The sequence below is a fragment of the Sinomonas sp. P10A9 genome, assembly GCF_041022165.1.
Taxonomy (GTDB): Bacteria; Actinomycetota; Actinomycetes; order Actinomycetales; family Micrococcaceae; genus Sinomonas; species Sinomonas puerhi.
On record NZ_CP163302.1, the window covers coordinates 824,165 to 840,860 of the forward strand.

Consider the following 16,696-nt stretch of genomic DNA (forward strand, 5'->3'; position numbering starts at 1 on the left):
GTCAGGCGTTGACGACGAGCCCCAGCTCAGCCTTGGAGGCGAGGCCCTTGTGCCGCGGGATCGCGCGGACGGTGTACCCGAACGCGCCCGAGTGCTCCATCGTGACGGTTCCCGAGAACTTGTACCGCCCGTTGCCGAGGTTCTCGTGGGGCTCGAGTTCGGCCAGCGCCACAGCGGTGAGCTGGTCCGAGTCGTCGACCTTGCCGTAGGCGAGCTCCACGAGCACGTCTCCGGGGTTGAGGACGCCGAGGTTCAGGTACGCGCTGACGTCGAGCTTGTCGCCGATCTGCGGCACCTCGGAGAGCCCGCCGGAGTCGATGTGCTCCACGTGCACCTGCGACCAGTTGCTGCGCACGTGCTTGGTCCAGGCAGCGAGCTCGCGGGTGAGCAGGTAGTCGTCCGCAGTGACCTTACGGCCGGCCTGGGCGGCTGGCGTGTACAGCTGGCTCACGTAGTCGCCGACCATGCGGTCCGCCGAAACGGCCGGCCCCAGATGCGAGAGGGTGTGCTTGATCATCGAGATCCAGTGGGTGGGCACCCCCTCGGGGTTTGCCTTGGACGGGCCCGCTGCGCCAGCTGACTCCGCGCCCGGCCCGGTGCCGGGGGCACCGTAGAACCGCGGCGCGATCTGGGTCTCGAGGAGCTCGTACAGGGCCGCCGCTTCGATGTCGTCGCGCTCCGCGGGGCTCGCGGTTCCGCTCGCGGTGGGGATGGCCCAGCCGTTGGAGCCGTCGTACATCTCGTCCCACCAGCCGTCCAGGACGGACAGGTTGAGGGACCCGTTGATCGCGGCCTTCATGCCGGAGGTTCCGCAGGCCTCGAGCGGGCGCAGGGGGTTGTTGAGCCACACGTCGCACCCGGGGAAGAGCGTGCGGGCCATCGCGATGTCGTAGTTCGGCAGGAACGCGATGCGGTGGCGCACCTCGGGATCGTCGGTGAACCTGACGAGGTCCTGGATCATCTTCTTGCCGGCATCGTCCGCGGGGTGGGACTTTCCGGCGATCACGATCTGGATCGGGTTCTCGGGATGCAGCAGGAGCCGCTTGAGCCGTGCCGGGTCACGCAGCATGAGCGTGAGGCGCTTGTAGGTGGGCACGCGCCGCGCGAACCCGATGGTGAGCACGTCGGGGCTCAGGATCGAGTCGGTCCAGGTGAGCTCGGCCTCGCCCGCACCGCGCTTGCGCCACGCCGCGTTGACGCGGCGCCGCACATCCTCGATGAGCCGGCCGCGCAGCACACGGCGCGTCTCCCAGATCTTCTCGTCCGTGACGTTGAAGACCACGTCCCAGCGGCCGCCCACGAGGGCGTCGGGGGCAAGGTGCTCTGCCATCGACGTGACCGTGGGGTCCACCCACGTGGGCACGTGCACGCCGTTCGTGACGGACGTGATCGGCACCTCAGAGTGGTCGAATCCGGGCCACAGTCCAGAGAACATCGCGCGGGACACCTCGCCGTGGAGCTTCGCTACGCCGTTCGCGCGCTGGGCGAGCCGCAGGCCCATGACCGCCATGTTGAACACCGAGGGATCGCCGCCCTCATAGCTCTCGCGGCCTAGCTCGAGGACCTTGGCCGTCGGGACGTCGGGAGCGAGTCCGGCGTCGAAGAAGTACTTGATCTGCGCCGCGTCGAACCGGTCGATGCCCGCGGCCACGGGAGTGTGCGTCGTGAACACCGTGGATGCGCGGCCGGCCACGAGGGCCTCGTCGAACGTGAGGGGCTCCGGCCCGGACATGAGCTCTTGGATCCGCTCGATGCCGAGGAAACCGGCGTGGCCCTCGTTCGTGTGGAACACCTCGGGGGCCGGGCCGCCGGTGAGCCGCTGGAAGATGCGCAGGGCCTTGACGCCGCCCATGCCCAGCAGGAGCTCCTGCTGGAGGCGATGATCGCCGCCGCCGCCGTACAGACGGTCGGTGACCGAGCGTGCACCGTCGTCGTTCGCGGGGATGTTGGAGTCCAGCAGCAGGAGCGGCACGCGCCCCACGTCGGCACGCCAGATGTTGGCGTAGAGCTTGCGTCCGTTCGGCAGCGGGAGGGTCACGAGGCATGGAGTGCCGTTCTCCTCCCTGAGGAGGATCAGCGGCAGGGCATCCGGGTCGAGGACCGGGTAGGTCTCCTGCTGCCAGGCGTCCCGCGAGAGCGACTGCTTGAAGTAGCCCGCCTGGTACAGGAGCCCGACGCCGACGAGCGGCACTCCGAGATCGGAGGCACTCTTGAGGTGGTCGCCGGCAAGGATGCCCAGGCCGCCGGAGTACTGGGGGAGGACCTCGGTGATGCCGTACTCGGGGGAGAAGTAGGCGATGCGCCGGGGCACCTCGTCGCCGAGTCCCTGGTACCAGCGGGGCTCCTCGAGGTAGCGGCGCAGGTCCTCCTCGGCCGCCCGGACCCGGTCGACGACGTCGGAGTCGAGCGCGAGCTGCTGCAGCTGCTCGCGCGTGACGAGCCCCAGGAACCCCGCCGGGTCGTGGCGGCTCTCCTCCCAGAGTGCGGGATTGAGGCTCTCGAACAGCTCGCGGGTGGGCTGGTGCCAAGACCAGCGCAGGTTCGTGGCGAGCGTGTCGAGCGCGGCAATCGGCTCGGGGAGCACGGTACGGACGGTGAATCTACGGATGGCCTTCACGTGCGCCACACTAGCCGAGCAGCGCGCGCCGATGAAGAGGGTCACGTTACAGGGCGGTGAACTGCGCCCAACACGCCGGTTGACGGGCGCGGAGGCCGCGTCATGCCCTTCGCAATCGGATGCGCGGCGGGCTATCGTGGCGCAGGGACGGGTCCTCGACAAGAGGAAACCGGCCAACGTTCGCACTGCGAAAGGACGACCTGTGCCCGCACTCGAGCCGAGCATCCCCGCCAAGCTGCGTTTCGGACGCTTTCCCATCACGGACGTCTCGCCCGTGATCGAGGGCGGTGCATTCCCCGCCAAGGCAGTAGCCGGCGAGGGTATCGTCGTCGGCGCCACAGCGTTCCGGGAGGGCCACGACCAGCTGGGCGTGAGCGCCGTCCTCTACTCCGCGAAGGGCAAGGAGAAGCAGCGCGTGCGGCTCTCTCCGTTCGGCCAGGGGCTGGACCGCTGGCAGGGCATCCTGACCCCCACCAAGGCGGGGGAGTGGACGTTCACGATTGAGGCCTGGCACGACCGCTACGGCACGTGGCACCACAACGCCGAGATCAAGGTCGCGGCAGGCATCGACGTCGAGCTCATGCTCGCGGAGGGCGCCGCGCTGCTCGCGGAGGCCGCGGACGACGACGAGCGCACCGAGGCTGACCGCGGAACCTTCCGCGCGGCGTCATACGCCCTCGCGGACGGCTCCCGCAGTTCCGTTGAACGACTTGGAGCGGGGGAGAGCGCCGAGGTGCTCGCCGCCGTCGGACGCCTTCCGATCCGCGAGCTCGTCTCGGCCAGCGAGCACTATCCGATCCTCGTCGAGCGCGAGCGCGCCGGTCGCGGCGCGTGGTACGAGTTCTTCCCCCGCTCCGAGGGTGCGGTCCGCAACCCGGAGACCGGCGAATGGACCTCCGGAACCCTCCGCACCGCTGCGGATCGCCTCCCGGGCGTTGCGGCGATGGGCTTCGACGTCATCTACCTGCCCCCGATCCACCCGATCGGCCGCGCGTTCCGCAAGGGCCCCAACAACACGCTGACCGCGGGTCCGGGCGACCCGGGTTCGCCGTGGGCGATCGGCGCCGCGGAGGGCGGGCACGACTCGATCCATCCCGATCTCGGGACATTCGAGGACTTTGACGCCTTCGTGGCCCGGGCCGAGCAGCTCGGCCTCGAGGTCGCACTCGACCTTGCACTCCAGGCCTCCCCGGACCACCCGTGGGTCACCTCCAACCCCGAATGGTTCACGACCCGGGTCGACGGCACGATCGCGTACGCCGAGAACCCGCCCAAGAAGTACCAGGACATCTATCCGCTCAATTTCGACAACGATCCCGAGGGCCTGTCGAAGGAGATCCTGCGGATCGTGCACTTGTGGATCGACCACGGTGTGAAGATCTTCCGCGTCGACAACCCGCACACGAAGCCCGTGTGGTTCTGGGAGTGGCTCATCGGCAAGGTCGCCAAGAAGGATCCGGACGTCGTGTTCCTCGCCGAGGCGTTCACCCGCCCGGCCATGATGAAGGCCCTCGGCCGCGCTGGGTTCCAGCAGTCGTACAGCTACTTCACGTGGCGTAACACCCGGGCCGAGCTCGAGGAGTTCTTCACGATGATCTCCAAGGAGTGGGCCCCGTTCTACCGGCCCAACCTGTTTGTGAACACCCCGGACATCCTCACCGAGTTCCTCCAGTTCGGCGGGAAGCCGGGGTTCAAGGTGCGGGCCGCGCTCGCGGCGACCGCAAGCCCGCTGTGGGGCGTCTACGCCGGCTTCGAGCTGTTCGAGCACGTGGCGCGGCCGGGTGCAGAGGAGTACATCGACAACGAGAAGTACGAGTACAAGCAGCGCGACTGGGCGGGAGAGGAGGCGGCCGGGCTGTCGCTCGCCCCCTACATCACCCGCTTGAACGAGATCCGCCGCGCCCACCCGGCGCTCGCGGACCTCCAGAACCTCACGCTGCACTCGAGCACTGACGACTCCACGGTCGTTTTCTCGAAGCACAAGGAGCTCCCCGACGGCACTAAGGACACCGTCATCGTCGTCGCGAACGTCGATCCGCATTCGACGCGCGAGAGCACGGTGACCCTCGATCTCGCCGCGCTGCACCTTGACGGGGCGGCGCACGACGGCGGGGCCTCCTTCCGCGTCGACGATCTGGTGTCGGGCCAGTCGTGGCAATGGGGTGAGCACAACTACGTGCGGCTCGACGCGCAGGTGGAGCCTGCGCACATTCTCCACTTGCGTCGCTAGCCGGTAGGTGGGCGCCACGCTAACGTGGCGTAGACGTGAACCAGCGCGACCGCCGCGAAGGAGACCCCCGAACCAATGAACATCGGCCAGCAGCCACAGCCGAACTTCAACGTCAATGCCCCTGGCCTCAAGCATGATCCCTCCTGGTATCGGAAGGCGGTCTTCTACGAGGTGCTCGTCCGGGCGTTCAACGATGCGAATGGGGACGGCTCGGGGGACCTCCAGGGGCTCATCGACAGGCTTGACTACCTGCAGTGGCTGGGCGTCGACTGCCTCTGGCTCCCGCCGTTCTTCGAGTCGCCCCTGCGCGATGGCGGCTACGACGTCTCGGACTACGAGTCGGTGCTGCCCGAGTTCGGATCGATCAGCGACTTCCAGCGGCTCGTGGCCGAGGCGCACGCCCGCGGTGTGCGGATCATCATCGACCTCCCGCTCAACCACACCTCCGACCAGCACCGCTGGTTCCAGGAGTCCCGCCGCGACCCCGACGGCCCCTACGGCGACTTCTACATGTGGAGCGACACGGACGAGAAGTACCAGGATGCCCGCATCATCTTCATCGACACCGAGGATTCCAACTGGACCTTCGATCCGATCCGGCGGCAGTTCTTCTGGCACCGCTTCTTCAGCCACCAGCCTGATCTGAACTACGAGAACCCCAAGGTCCAGCAGGCAATCTTCGACGTGGTGCAGTTCTGGCTCGACCAGGGCGTGGACGGCATCCGCGCGGACGCGATCCCGTACCTCTACGCGGAGGACGGCACCAACTGCGAGAACCTCCCCGCGACGCACGTCTTCCTGGCGAAGCTGCGCGAGTTCATGGACCAGAAGTACCCGGGCCGCATCGTGATTGCCGAGGCCAACCAGCCCCCGCACGAGGTGGTCGAGTACTTCGGCACCGCGGAGGCGCCGGAGTGCCACATGGCGTTCCACTTTCCGATCATGCCGCGCCTCTACTACGCGCTGCGGGATCAGAAGGCCCAGCCGATCATCGACACGATGGTCGATACCCCGGCCATCCCCGGCGGAGCCCAGTGGGGCACGTTCCTGCGCAACCATGACGAGCTGACCCTCGAGATGGTCACGGTCGAGGAGCGCGAGGCCATGCTCGGCTGGTACGCATCGGATCCCCGCATGCGCGCGAACGTCGGCATCCGCCGCCGGCTCGCGCCGCTCCTGGACAACTCCCGCTCGGAGATCGAGCTCATCAACGCACTGCTCCTGTCCCTGCCAGGCAGCCCCTTCCTCTACTACGGGGACGAGATCGGCATGGGGGACAACATCTGGCTCGAGGACCGGGACGCCGTGCGCACGCCGATGCAGTGGAATCCGGATCGGAACGCGGGCTTCTCGACGGCCGATCCCGGCAAGCTGTACCTGCCCACGATCCAGTCCCTCGTGTTCAACTACGCGATGGCCAACGTCGAGGCGGAGATGGCGCATTCCGGGAGCCTCCTGCGTTGGATGCGGAACATCCTCGGCGTACGGCGCGCGCACCCGGTGTTCGGGCTCGGCGGGTACCGGAACGTTCCCGCGGACAGCGAACGGGTGCTCGCCTACCTTCGCGAGATGCCCGACGACGCCCTCCGCAGTGAGTCTGGCGAGGCCATCCTGTGTGTGTTCAACCTCGCCGGACACCCGATCGCGACGGCATTGGACATGCCGGAGTTCGCAGGCCGGGGCATGCGCGACGTCTTCGGCGGCGAACCGTTCTCCCAGGTCGGCCAAGACGGGCGGTTCCACGTGACACTCGGGGCCCACGGGTACTTCTGGCTGCGGATCCGCAACGCCGCATCGGTGCCGACCAGCCCGGTGACCACTGCCATGCCGCTGATCGTCCCCGAACAGGTCACAGGGGAGCTGGTCGAATGACGGACCACGCCGCCCTTCACCCCACGCTCCACGCACTGCTCGAGGAATGGCTCCCCGCGCAGCGCTGGTTCCCTGCCAAGGGCCGTGAGGTCGAGTTCGCCCCGGCGGGTAGGCTCGTCCTCCCCACCCCGCAGGGCGCACCTCGCCTCGAGCTGCTCTCCGTGCGGGTACGGGCGGGTCGGCTCGGGGCCGTCCTCAATGTTCCCCTGGCCCTGCGCCCTGACCCAGTCGCCGGCGGGGACGCGGCCCTCGTGGGCCGTGCCCGCGACCTTGACGGCGTCCCCGTCTGGGCGTATGACGCCGTGCACGAGCCCGCGTTCGCCGCGGCCCTGGTCGGCCTCATGGCCTCCGGTACCCGCATTGGCGGAGACGGGACGGCAGCCATCGGTACCGCGAGTGGCGAGGGTTCCCTCCCCTCGGGCGATCTCACCGCAGCGCTCCTGCGGGGCGAACAGTCGAACTCCTCCATCATCGTCCGTTCGGCGTCTGGCAACGCGATGGTCAAGGTCTTCCGGCAGCTTGCAGAGGGCCTCAATCCTGAAGTCGAGCTCGGGGCGGCCTTGGCCCATGCGCACGCCGCCGACGCCGCGACCGCGCTGGGCTGGATCGATGTCGAGTGGCGCGCGACGTCGGGTGAGAGCGTTCGCGGCCAACTCGCCGTCGCCCATGAATTCCTCGAGGGCGGCACGGACATGTGGCGGGTCGCGCTCGACGCGGCGGCCCAGGGCCGAGACCTGTCCGAGGAGGCCCGGGGTCTGGGCGCGGCGACGGCGCGTATCCACGCTGCGCTCGCGGCCACTCTCGGGACGCAGACGCTCGACGGCGACGCCGTGGACGCCTTCGTGGGGCGCCTTTCCGACCGACTGCGGGCGGCCTGGGAAGAGGTGCGCACGAGCGTAGGGGTTCCGGATGCCGCTCTTGAATCCCTCTTGACCACGCTTGCGGAGCACCGTGCGGGGCTCGTGGTGCAGCGGATCCACGGTGACTTCCACTTGGGTCAGGTCCTGCACTTCCCCGACAGCGAGCGGCAGTTCGCGATTCTCGACTTCGAGGGCGAGCCGCTGCGCCCAGTCGCGGAGCGGAGCCAGCCGGACGTCGTCCTCCGCGACGTGATCGGCATGCTGCGGTCCTTCGACTACGCGGCTGGCGCGGCCCTTCGGACGGACCCGGCGGCCCGAGTGCCCGAAGGATGGGCCGAGGCCGTCGGCGAGGCGTACTGGGACGGATACGAATCCGTCGCCGGCGGAGAGAAGCCGTTCGGCACCGCGCTGTTCGCTGCGCTGTGGCTCGACAAGGCGTTGTACGAGGTTTCCTATGAGGAGCGGAACCGGCCAGCGTGGGCCGAAATCCCCCTCCGCGCGGCGCGCACCGCGCTCGAGGCCTGGCTCCCCGGGAGAGGCCAGATTCCAGCACGGAAGAGCTTCGACGGCGTCCTGAGGGCGCCCGAAGGGCTGGCAATCGGTTCGGCGGAGACGCCGTCCGGAGAGGAGACGGACGTGGCAGACGGAGAGTACGCGGCGAGCGCGGAACAGCGCGGAGCCGGACAGGGTGCCGCGGAGCATGATGGCGCGGTCCGTCCGGGCATGCCTTCAACGGCGGCGGAGCAGGCTGCAGGCGTTATGCAGGCGCCCTCGCACACGGTCGCGGGTGCGGGCGAGCATGCCCCGATCGCTGTGGACCCCGATGTCCTGGCCCGGGTCGGGGCGGGCGCGTCCCACGCCCCGCATGCGGTCCTCGGCGCGCATCTCGACGGCGAGGGGACGGTGACAATCCGTGCACTCAAGCACCTCGCGACAAGCGTCACCGCGGTGACCCCCGCCGGGCGCGTCCCGCTCACCCACGAGGCCCACGGGGTGTGGGTGGGCACGGCGCCCGAGGCTGGTCCGGGCCACGTTCCGGACTACCGCCTTGAGGTCGAGTACGGCGAAGGCCACGTCGTGACGGTCGATGATCCGTACCGCTACATGCCCAGCATCGGCGAGCTCGACCTGCACCTGATCGGGGAAGGCCGCCACGAGGAGCTGTGGCGCGCCCTGGGCGCCCATGTCGAACGCCACCATTCGGTCCTCGGCGCCGTGGAGGGTACGTCCTTCAAGGTCTGGGCGCCGAACGCCCAGGCGGTGCAGGTCAAGGGGGACTTCAATGGATGGGATGGCCGCGAGCATGCCATGCGCAGCCTCGGCTCCTCCGGGGTCTGGGAAGTCTTCATCCCCGGCGTAGTAGCAGGCATGTCCTACAAGTTCGGCATCCTCACTCGGTACGGCCACTGGGTGGAGCGCGCAGACCCCATGGCCTTCGGCACCGAGGTCCCGCCCCACACGGCGTCGCGCGTCGTTGAGTCCCGGTATGCGTTCAAGGACGAGGAGTGGATGAAGGCCCGTGCCGCGGGCGATCCACACAACTCGCCGATGAGCGTGTACGAGGTTCACGTCGGCTCGTGGCGCCTCGGCCTCGGCTACAGGGAGCTCGCTGACCAGCTTGTCGAGTACGTGACCGAGATGGGCTTCACGCACGTCGAGTTCATGCCCGTTGCCGAGCACCCGTTCGGCGGGTCATGGGGCTACCAGGTCACCTCCTATTACGCGCCGAGCTCGCGCTTCGGCCACCCGGACGATTTCCGCTACCTGGTCGACAGGCTCCACCAGGCGGGGATCGGCGTCATCGTGGACTGGGTGCCGGCGCACTTCCCCAAGGACGAATGGGCGCTGGCACGCTTCGACGGTGAGCCGCTGTACGAGCACGCGGATCCGCAGCAGGGTGAGCACCCCGACTGGGGAACGCTCATCTTCAACTTCGGCCGCACCGAGGTCCGCAACTTCCTCGTGGCCAATGCTCAGTACTGGCTCGAGGAGTTCCACATTGATGGGCTCCGGGTCGACGCCGTTGCGTCGATGCTGTACCTCGACTATTCACGCGAAGAGGGGCAGTGGCGGCCCAACCAGTATGGCGGCCGCGAGAACCTTGAGGCGATCTCGTTCCTCCAGGAGACCAACGCGACGGCCTACAAGCGCAATCCCGGCATCGTCATGATCGCCGAGGAGTCCACGGCCTTCCCCGGCGTCACGAAGCCGACCTCGCTCAACGGATTGGGGTTCGGGCTCAAGTGGAACATGGGCTGGATGAACGATTCCCTCCAGTACATGGAAGAGAACCCGGTCAACCGCAAGTGGCACCACAACAAGATGACGTTCTCGATTGTCTACGCGTTCAGCGAGAACTTCCTCCTGCCGATCAGCCACGACGAGGTTGTGCACGGCAAGGGCTCGATGCTGCGCAAGATGCCCGGCGACCGGTGGCAGCAGCTGGCCAACCTCAGGGCCTTCTACGCGTTCCAGTGGGCCCACCCGGGCAAGCAGCTGATGTTCATGGGCTGCGAGTTCGGGCAGGAGGGCGAGTGGAACCAGGAGCACGGCCTCGAGTGGTGGATGGCGGATCTGGCGCCCCACAAGGGCCTGCAGAAGCTCATCGCCCAGCTCAACGCCGTCTACCGGGCCACGCCTGCGCTGTACGAGAAGGACAACGACCCGTCCGGGTACGAGTGGATCCGGGGCGACGACGCCGACCACAACGTGCTCTCCTTCATCCGCTGGTCGGACGACGGCACTCCTCTCGTGTGCATCGCGAACTTCGCCGGCAATCCGCAGATCGACTACACCATCGGGCTGCCACAAGCGGGTCGCTGGCGTGAAGTCGTCAATACGGACGACGCCGAGTATGGCGGTTCGGGCGTGACCAACGGAGGCCTCGTGGCTGCGGAGGGGAGGGAATGGGATGGCAAGCCGGCCACCGCAGTGCTGACCCTTCCGCCGCTCGGGGTCGTCTACCTCGTCCCCGAGGCTCCCCAGACCCTGTGACCTGAGTCTGGTCGCCGAGGCGCGGTAGTGCGCCGAGCCTGAGAGGCCCGGATCCTGCGGGATCCGGGCCTCTCGCTGTCCCCAGTTGACTCCGTTCATCCGGTCACGCGGGTCCAGGTGAGCCCGGGGGTAGGTTGGCATTGGGTCCGGTTGGCGCAGGGGTCACGACGGTGGTATAGTTTTATCCCGCGCCACAGACGGGGAATCACCCCGGCGTGGCAGCAAGCTTCCGCCAGATCCACCGACGAAGATACGGCCCGATGGCCGGTTTGACTCGGAGGATTGGAGCGGGTAGGTTTGAGAAGTTGCTTCGGGACGGGCTGGTTGGCTTTGGCTGGCTGGTTTACCGTGGGGGCCTGTTGTTTGAGAACTCAATAGTGTGCCAAGTTTTGTTGATGCCGTTTTTTTGGTGTCTTTTGCCCGGTGCTGTGCCGCCCCTGTGGTGTGGTGCCGGGTGTTGATGCCGGATCATTTTCTGTCGGCCTGGCTGCCTTATTTTCCTGGGGTGCCGGGTCGGCGTGTTTTTTGACGGAGAGTTTGATCCTGGCTCAGGATGAACGCTGGCGGCGTGCTTAACACATGCAAGTCGAACGATGATGCCCAGCTTGCTGGGCTGATTAGTGGCGAACGGGTGAGTAACACGTGAGCAACCTGCCCTTGACTCTGGGATAAGCCTGGGAAACTGGGTCTAATACCGGATATGACCCCTTTGCCGCATGGTGGGGGGTGGAAAGCCTTGTGCGGTCTTGGATGGGCTCGCGGCCTATCAGCTTGTTGGTGGGGTGATGGCCTACCAAGGCGACGACGGGTAGCCGGCCTGAGAGGGTGACCGGCCACACTGGGACTGAGACACGGCCCAGACTCCTACGGGAGGCAGCAGTGGGGAATATTGCACAATGGGCGGAAGCCTGATGCAGCGACGCCGCGTGGGGGATGACGGCCTTCGGGTTGTAAACCCCTTTCAGCAGGGAAGAAGCGCAAGTGACGGTACCTGCAGAAGAAGCGCCGGCTAACTACGTGCCAGCAGCCGCGGTAATACGTAGGGCGCGAGCGTTATCCGGAATTATTGGGCGTAAAGAGCTCGTAGGCGGCTTGTCGCGTCTGCTGTGAAAGCCCGGGGCTCAACCCCGGGTCTGCAGTGGGTACGGGCAGGCTGGAGTGCAGTAGGGGAGACTGGAATTCCTGGTGTAGCGGTGAAATGCGCAGATATCAGGAGGAACACCGATGGCGAAGGCAGGTCTCTGGGCTGTTACTGACGCTGAGGAGCGAAAGCATGGGGAGCGAACAGGATTAGATACCCTGGTAGTCCATGCCGTAAACGTTGGGCACTAGGTGTGGGGGCCATTCCACGGTTTCCGCGCCGCAGCTAACGCATTAAGTGCCCCGCCTGGGGAGTACGGCCGCAAGGCTAAAACTCAAAGGAATTGACGGGGGCCCGCACAAGCGGCGGAGCATGCGGATTAATTCGATGCAACGCGAAGAACCTTACCAAGGCTTGACATGTGCCGGACGGTCCCAGAGATGGGGCTTCCCTTCGGGGCCGGTTCACAGGTGGTGCATGGTTGTCGTCAGCTCGTGTCGTGAGATGTTGGGTTAAGTCCCGCAACGAGCGCAACCCTCGTTCCATGTTGCCAGCACTTCGGGTGGGGACTCATGGGAGACTGCCGGGGTCAACTCGGAGGAAGGTGGGGACGACGTCAAATCATCATGCCCCTTATGTCTTGGGCTTCACGCATGCTACAATGGCCGGTACAAAGGGTTGCGATACTGTGAGGTGGAGCCAATCCCAGAAAGCCGGTCTCAGTTCGGATTGGGGTCTGCAACTCGACCCCATGAAGTCGGAGTCGCTAGTAATCGCAGATCAGCAACGCTGCGGTGAATACGTTCCCGGGCCTTGTACACACCGCCCGTCAAGTCACGAAAGTCGGTAACACCCGAAGCCGGTGGCCCAACCCCTTGTGGGGGGGAGCCGTCGAAGGTGGGACTGGCGATTGGGACTAAGTCGTAACAAGGTAGCCGTACCGGAAGGTGCGGCTGGATCACCTCCTTTCTAAGGAGCCCCTCGCACTGTTCGGTGCCGGCCTGCATGGGCTGGTGCCGGTGGTGCCAGGCGAGAGCCCGTTTCGTGCCCGTTCGTGGTGCGGCGGGTGCTCATGGGTGGAACATCGGCAGGATTCGTGGCCCGTGCCCTGTGCGCGGTGCCCCGGGCAAGTACGCTCCGGCCCCCTCTTGGGGGGTGCTGGTGCTGGAACGCCGGGGGTGCTGTTGCGCAGGGGTGGGGTCCTTGGCACACTGTTGGGTCCTGGGACAGCAGTCCCCGCGCCCTCCTTCCCGGCCCCTGCCGTCCTCCTCCTGTCCCCCCTTGTTGTGGGGTGGCTGGTGGGGGCGGGGGTGCCGGGTGTGGGGGGTGTGTGGTGCCCGCCTTCCCCTGGCAGCCGCCTGTTCGGCGGTGTGTGGGGGTTGTGGGGGTTGTTGTTTGAGAACTGTATAGTGGACGCGAGCATCTAGCAATTTCGTCTTTCGAGACGGATTTATTTTTTTGCTGTAGGACAGCGTGCGCGCCGTTTGTGGCGTGTGTGTGTCCTTGGTTTCTTTGCGTGTTGAAGTTTCCAAGGGCGCACGGTGGATGCCTTGGCATCGGGAGCCGATGAAGGACGTGGGAATCCGCGATAGGCCTGGGGGAGTCGATAACCGGACTTTGATCCCAGGGTCTCCGAATGGGGGAACCCCGCCGCACTTGATGCGGTGACCCGCCGTTGAACGCATAGACGGTGTGGAGGGAACGCGGGGAAGTGAAACATCTCAGTACCCGCAGGAAGAGAAAACAACAGTGATTCCGTCAGTAGTGGCGAGCGAACGCGGATGGGGCCAAACCGTGCGTGTGTGATACCCGGCAGGGGTTGCGCGCATGGGGTTGTGGGGCCTTGCTTCGACTGTCTGCCGGCGGTCGGGGGTGTGGTGCAGTGGTGTAGGCGAACGGTCTTGAACGGCCGGCCGGAGAGGGTGTGAGTCCCGTAGCCGCAATGCCAGCTGCCGCCCTTGCGAGTGTCCCCAAGTAGCACGGGGCCCGAGGAATCCCGTGTGAATCTGTCAGGACCACCTGATAAGCCTGAATACTACCCGATGACCGATAGCGGACTAGTACCGTGAGGGAAAGGTGAAAAGTACCCCGGGAGGGGAGTGAAACAGTACCTGAAACCGTGCGCCTACAAACCGTCAGAGCGGGCCTGCTCCCGTGATGGCGTGCCTTTTGAAGAATGAGCCTGCGAGTCAGTGCCACGTCGCGAGGTTAACCCGTGTGGGGGAGCCGTAGCGAAAGCGAGTCTGAACAGGGCGTTCAGTGGCGTGGTCTGGACCCGAAGCGGAGTGATCTACCCATGGCCAGGTTGAAGCGACGGTAAGACGTCGTGGAGGACCGAACCCACTTCAGTTGAAAATGGAGGGGATGAGCTGTGGGTAGGGGTGAAAGGCCAATCAAACTCCGTGATAGCTGGTTCTCCCCGAAATGCATTTAGGTGCAGCGTTGCGTGTTTCTTGCCGGAGGTAGAGCTACTGGATGGCCGATGGGCCCCACAAGGTTACTGACGTCAGCCAAACTCCGAATGCCGGCAAGTGAGAGCGCAGCAGTGAGACTGCGGGGGATAAGCTTCGTAGTCGAGAGGGAAACAGCCCAGACCACCGGTTAAGGCCCCCAAGCGTGTGCTAAGTGGGAAAGGATGTGGAGTTGCGAAGACAACCAGGAGGTTGGCTTAGAAGCAGCCACCCTTGAAAGAGTGCGTAATAGCTCACTGGTCAAGTGATTCCGCGCCGACAATGTAGCGGGGCTCAAGCACACCGCCGAAGCCGTGGCAGTCCCACGATACCCAAGCCGTCATGGTTCAGGGGTGGGGCTGGGTAGGGGAGCGTCGTGCGGGCAGTGAAGCCCCGGAGTGATCCAGGGGTGGAGGCCGCACGAGTGAGAATGCAGGCATGAGTAGCGAAAGACGGGTGGGAAACCCGTCCGCCGGATGATCAAGGGTTCCAGGGTCAAGCTCATCTGCCCTGGGTAAGTCGGGACCTAAGGCGAGGCCGACAGGCGTAGTCGATGGACAACGGGTCGATATTCCCGTACCGGCGAAGGACCGCCCATGCCGGACAGCCGATGCTGACCGCCCGAGCCCCACGCCGTGCCTCCTTCGGGAGGCGCACTGTGGGGGGAGCGCGGGGACCAGAGCTGCGAGGCAAGCGTATTAACAGGTGTGACGCAGGAAGGCAGCCCGGCCAGGCGATGGTAGACCTGGTCCAAGGATGTAGGGCGCGCGGCCGGCAAATCCGCCGCGCACGAAGCCTGAGATCCGACGGGACCCCCTCACGGGGGGATCGGGTGATCCTATGCTGCCTAGAAAAGCATCGACGCGAGGTCCCAGCCGCCCGTACCCCAAACCGACACAGGTGATCAGGTAGAGAATACCAAGGCGATCGAGAGAATCACGGTCAAGGAACTCGGCAAAATGCCCCCGTAACTTCGGGAGAAGGGGGACCCGGGCCCACATCCGCACGCGCTGCGGGGAAGGGGCCTAGGTCGCAGAGACCAGGGGGAAGCGACTGTTTACTAAAAACACAGGTCCGTGCGAAGTCGCAAGACGATGTATACGGACTGACTCCTGCCCGGTGCTGGAAGGTTAAGAGGACCCGTCAGCCGCGAGGCGAAGCGGAGAATTCAAGCCCCAGTAAACGGCGGTGGTAACTATAACCATCCTAAGGTAGCGAAATTCCTTGTCGGGTAAGTTCCGACCTGCACGAATGGAGTAACGACTTCCCCGCTGTCTCGACCGTGAACTCGGCGAAATTGCACTACGAGTAAAGATGCTCGTTACGCGCAGCAGGACGGAAAGACCCCGAGACCTTCACTATAGTTTGGTATTGGTGTTCGGAGCGGCTTGTGTAGGATAGGTGGGAGACTGTGAAGGGGGCACGCCAGTGCCCGTGGAGTCATCGTTGAAATACCACTCTGGTCGCTTTGGACACCTGAACCTCGGCCCGTGATCCGGGCCAGGGACAGTGCCTGACGGGTAGTTTAACTGGGGCGGTTGCCTCCCAAAGAGTAACGGAGGCGCCCAAAGGTCCCCTCAGCCTGGTCGGCAACCAGGTGGCGAGTGCAAGTGCACAAGGGGGCTTGACTGTGAGACAGACATGTCGAGCAGGGACGAAAGTCGGGACTAGTGATCCGGCGGCACCTCGTGGAAGGGCCGTCGCTCAACGGATAAAAGGTACCTCGGGGATAACAGGCTGATCTTGCCCAAGAGTCCATATCGACGGCATGGTTTGGCACCTCGATGTCGGCTCGTCGCATCCTGGGGCTGGAGTAGGTCCCAAGGGTTGGGCTGTTCGCCCATTAAAGCGGTACGCGAGCTGGGTTTAGAACGTCGTGAGACAGTTCGGTCCCTATCCGCTGCGCGCGCAGGAGATCTGAGAAGGGCTGTCCTCAGTACGAGAGGACCGGGACGGACGAACCTCTGGTGTGCCAGTTGTACCGCCAGGTGCACGGCTGGTTGGCTACGTTCGGATGGGATAACCGCTGAAAGCATCTAAGCGGGAAGCCCGCTTCAAGATGAGATCTCCATCCACCGCAAGGTGGGAGAGGCCCCCAGCAGACCACTGGGTTGATAGGCCGGACGTGGAAGACAGGACTGAAGACTGTCGAAGCCGACCGGTACTAATAGGCCGACAACCTCAACACCACCACACCCACCACCCCCAAAAGGGCGGCCCGGGTGCGGGAACGAAACCATGCTACGCGTCCACCATACGGTCCCCAGACAACAAACCCCAGGGAACCAGCCACAGCAGAACACCACAACCGAACAACGACTCACGGAACACCGTGACCACACACTTCCCCACCCCCACACCCGGGGGCGCGCGGAGCAAGGGTTACGGCGGCCACAGCGTGGGGGAAACGCCCGGACCCATCCCGAACCCGGAAGCTAAGACCCACAGCGCCGATGGTACTGCACCCGCCAGGGTGTGGGAGAGTAGGACACCGCCGGACAACCATTCAAGGCAGAACGGGCCCCACCACGTGGGGCCCGTTCCCCTTTAAGCGCTGATCCTCTTCGGCAAGAGCGGACTTCGGCCGAGGAT

General features: G+C 65.5%; 4 protein-coding genes and 3 rRNA genes. 6 read left to right on the top strand and 1 reads right to left on the bottom strand.

Annotated features, from left to right (window positions below; translation table 11 throughout):
• Position 1 precedes the first annotated feature (1 nt).
• A complete protein-coding gene (gene glgP, locus AB5L97_RS03805) occupies positions 2-2,617 on the bottom strand; it encodes an alpha-glucan family phosphorylase (protein ID WP_369046517.1) in 2,616 nt (871 codons plus the stop codon).
• A gap of 31 nt (positions 2,618-2,648) precedes the next feature.
• Here glgP and AB5L97_RS03810 point away from each other — a divergent pair, with 31 nt between their 5' ends.
• The 6 genes from AB5L97_RS03810 (at position 2,649) to rrf (ending at position 16,604) form a co-directional block, all read left to right on the top strand.
• A complete protein-coding gene (locus AB5L97_RS03810; protein ID WP_423246839.1) occupies positions 2,649-4,847 on the top strand; it encodes an alpha-1,4-glucan--maltose-1-phosphate maltosyltransferase in 2,199 nt (732 codons plus the stop codon).
• Positions 4,848-4,922: 75 nt separating this feature from the next.
• Complete coding sequence (gene treS, locus AB5L97_RS03815; RefSeq protein ID WP_369046519.1) at positions 4,923-6,719, top strand: maltose alpha-D-glucosyltransferase; 1,797 nt, start codon at positions 4,923-4,925, stop codon at positions 6,717-6,719.
• Positions 6,716-10,573: a 1,4-alpha-glucan branching protein GlgB gene (gene glgB, locus AB5L97_RS03820; protein ID WP_369046520.1), complete on the top strand. Its 3,858-nt coding sequence runs from the start codon at positions 6,716-6,718 to the stop codon at positions 10,571-10,573. The genes treS and glgB overlap by 4 nt, the downstream gene beginning before the upstream one ends.
• 525 nt (positions 10,574-11,098) lie before the next feature.
• Positions 11,099-12,623 (top strand): 16S ribosomal RNA (locus AB5L97_RS03825).
• A gap of 549 nt (positions 12,624-13,172) precedes the next feature.
• Positions 13,173-16,292: ribosomal RNA gene (locus tag AB5L97_RS03830) — 23S ribosomal RNA — on the top strand.
• A gap of 195 nt (positions 16,293-16,487) precedes the next feature.
• Positions 16,488-16,604, top strand: a 5S ribosomal RNA gene (rrf, locus tag AB5L97_RS03835).
• Together the 16S, 23S and 5S rRNA genes form the textbook arrangement of a ribosomal RNA operon.
• The last annotated feature ends 92 nt before the right edge of the window (positions 16,605-16,696 follow it).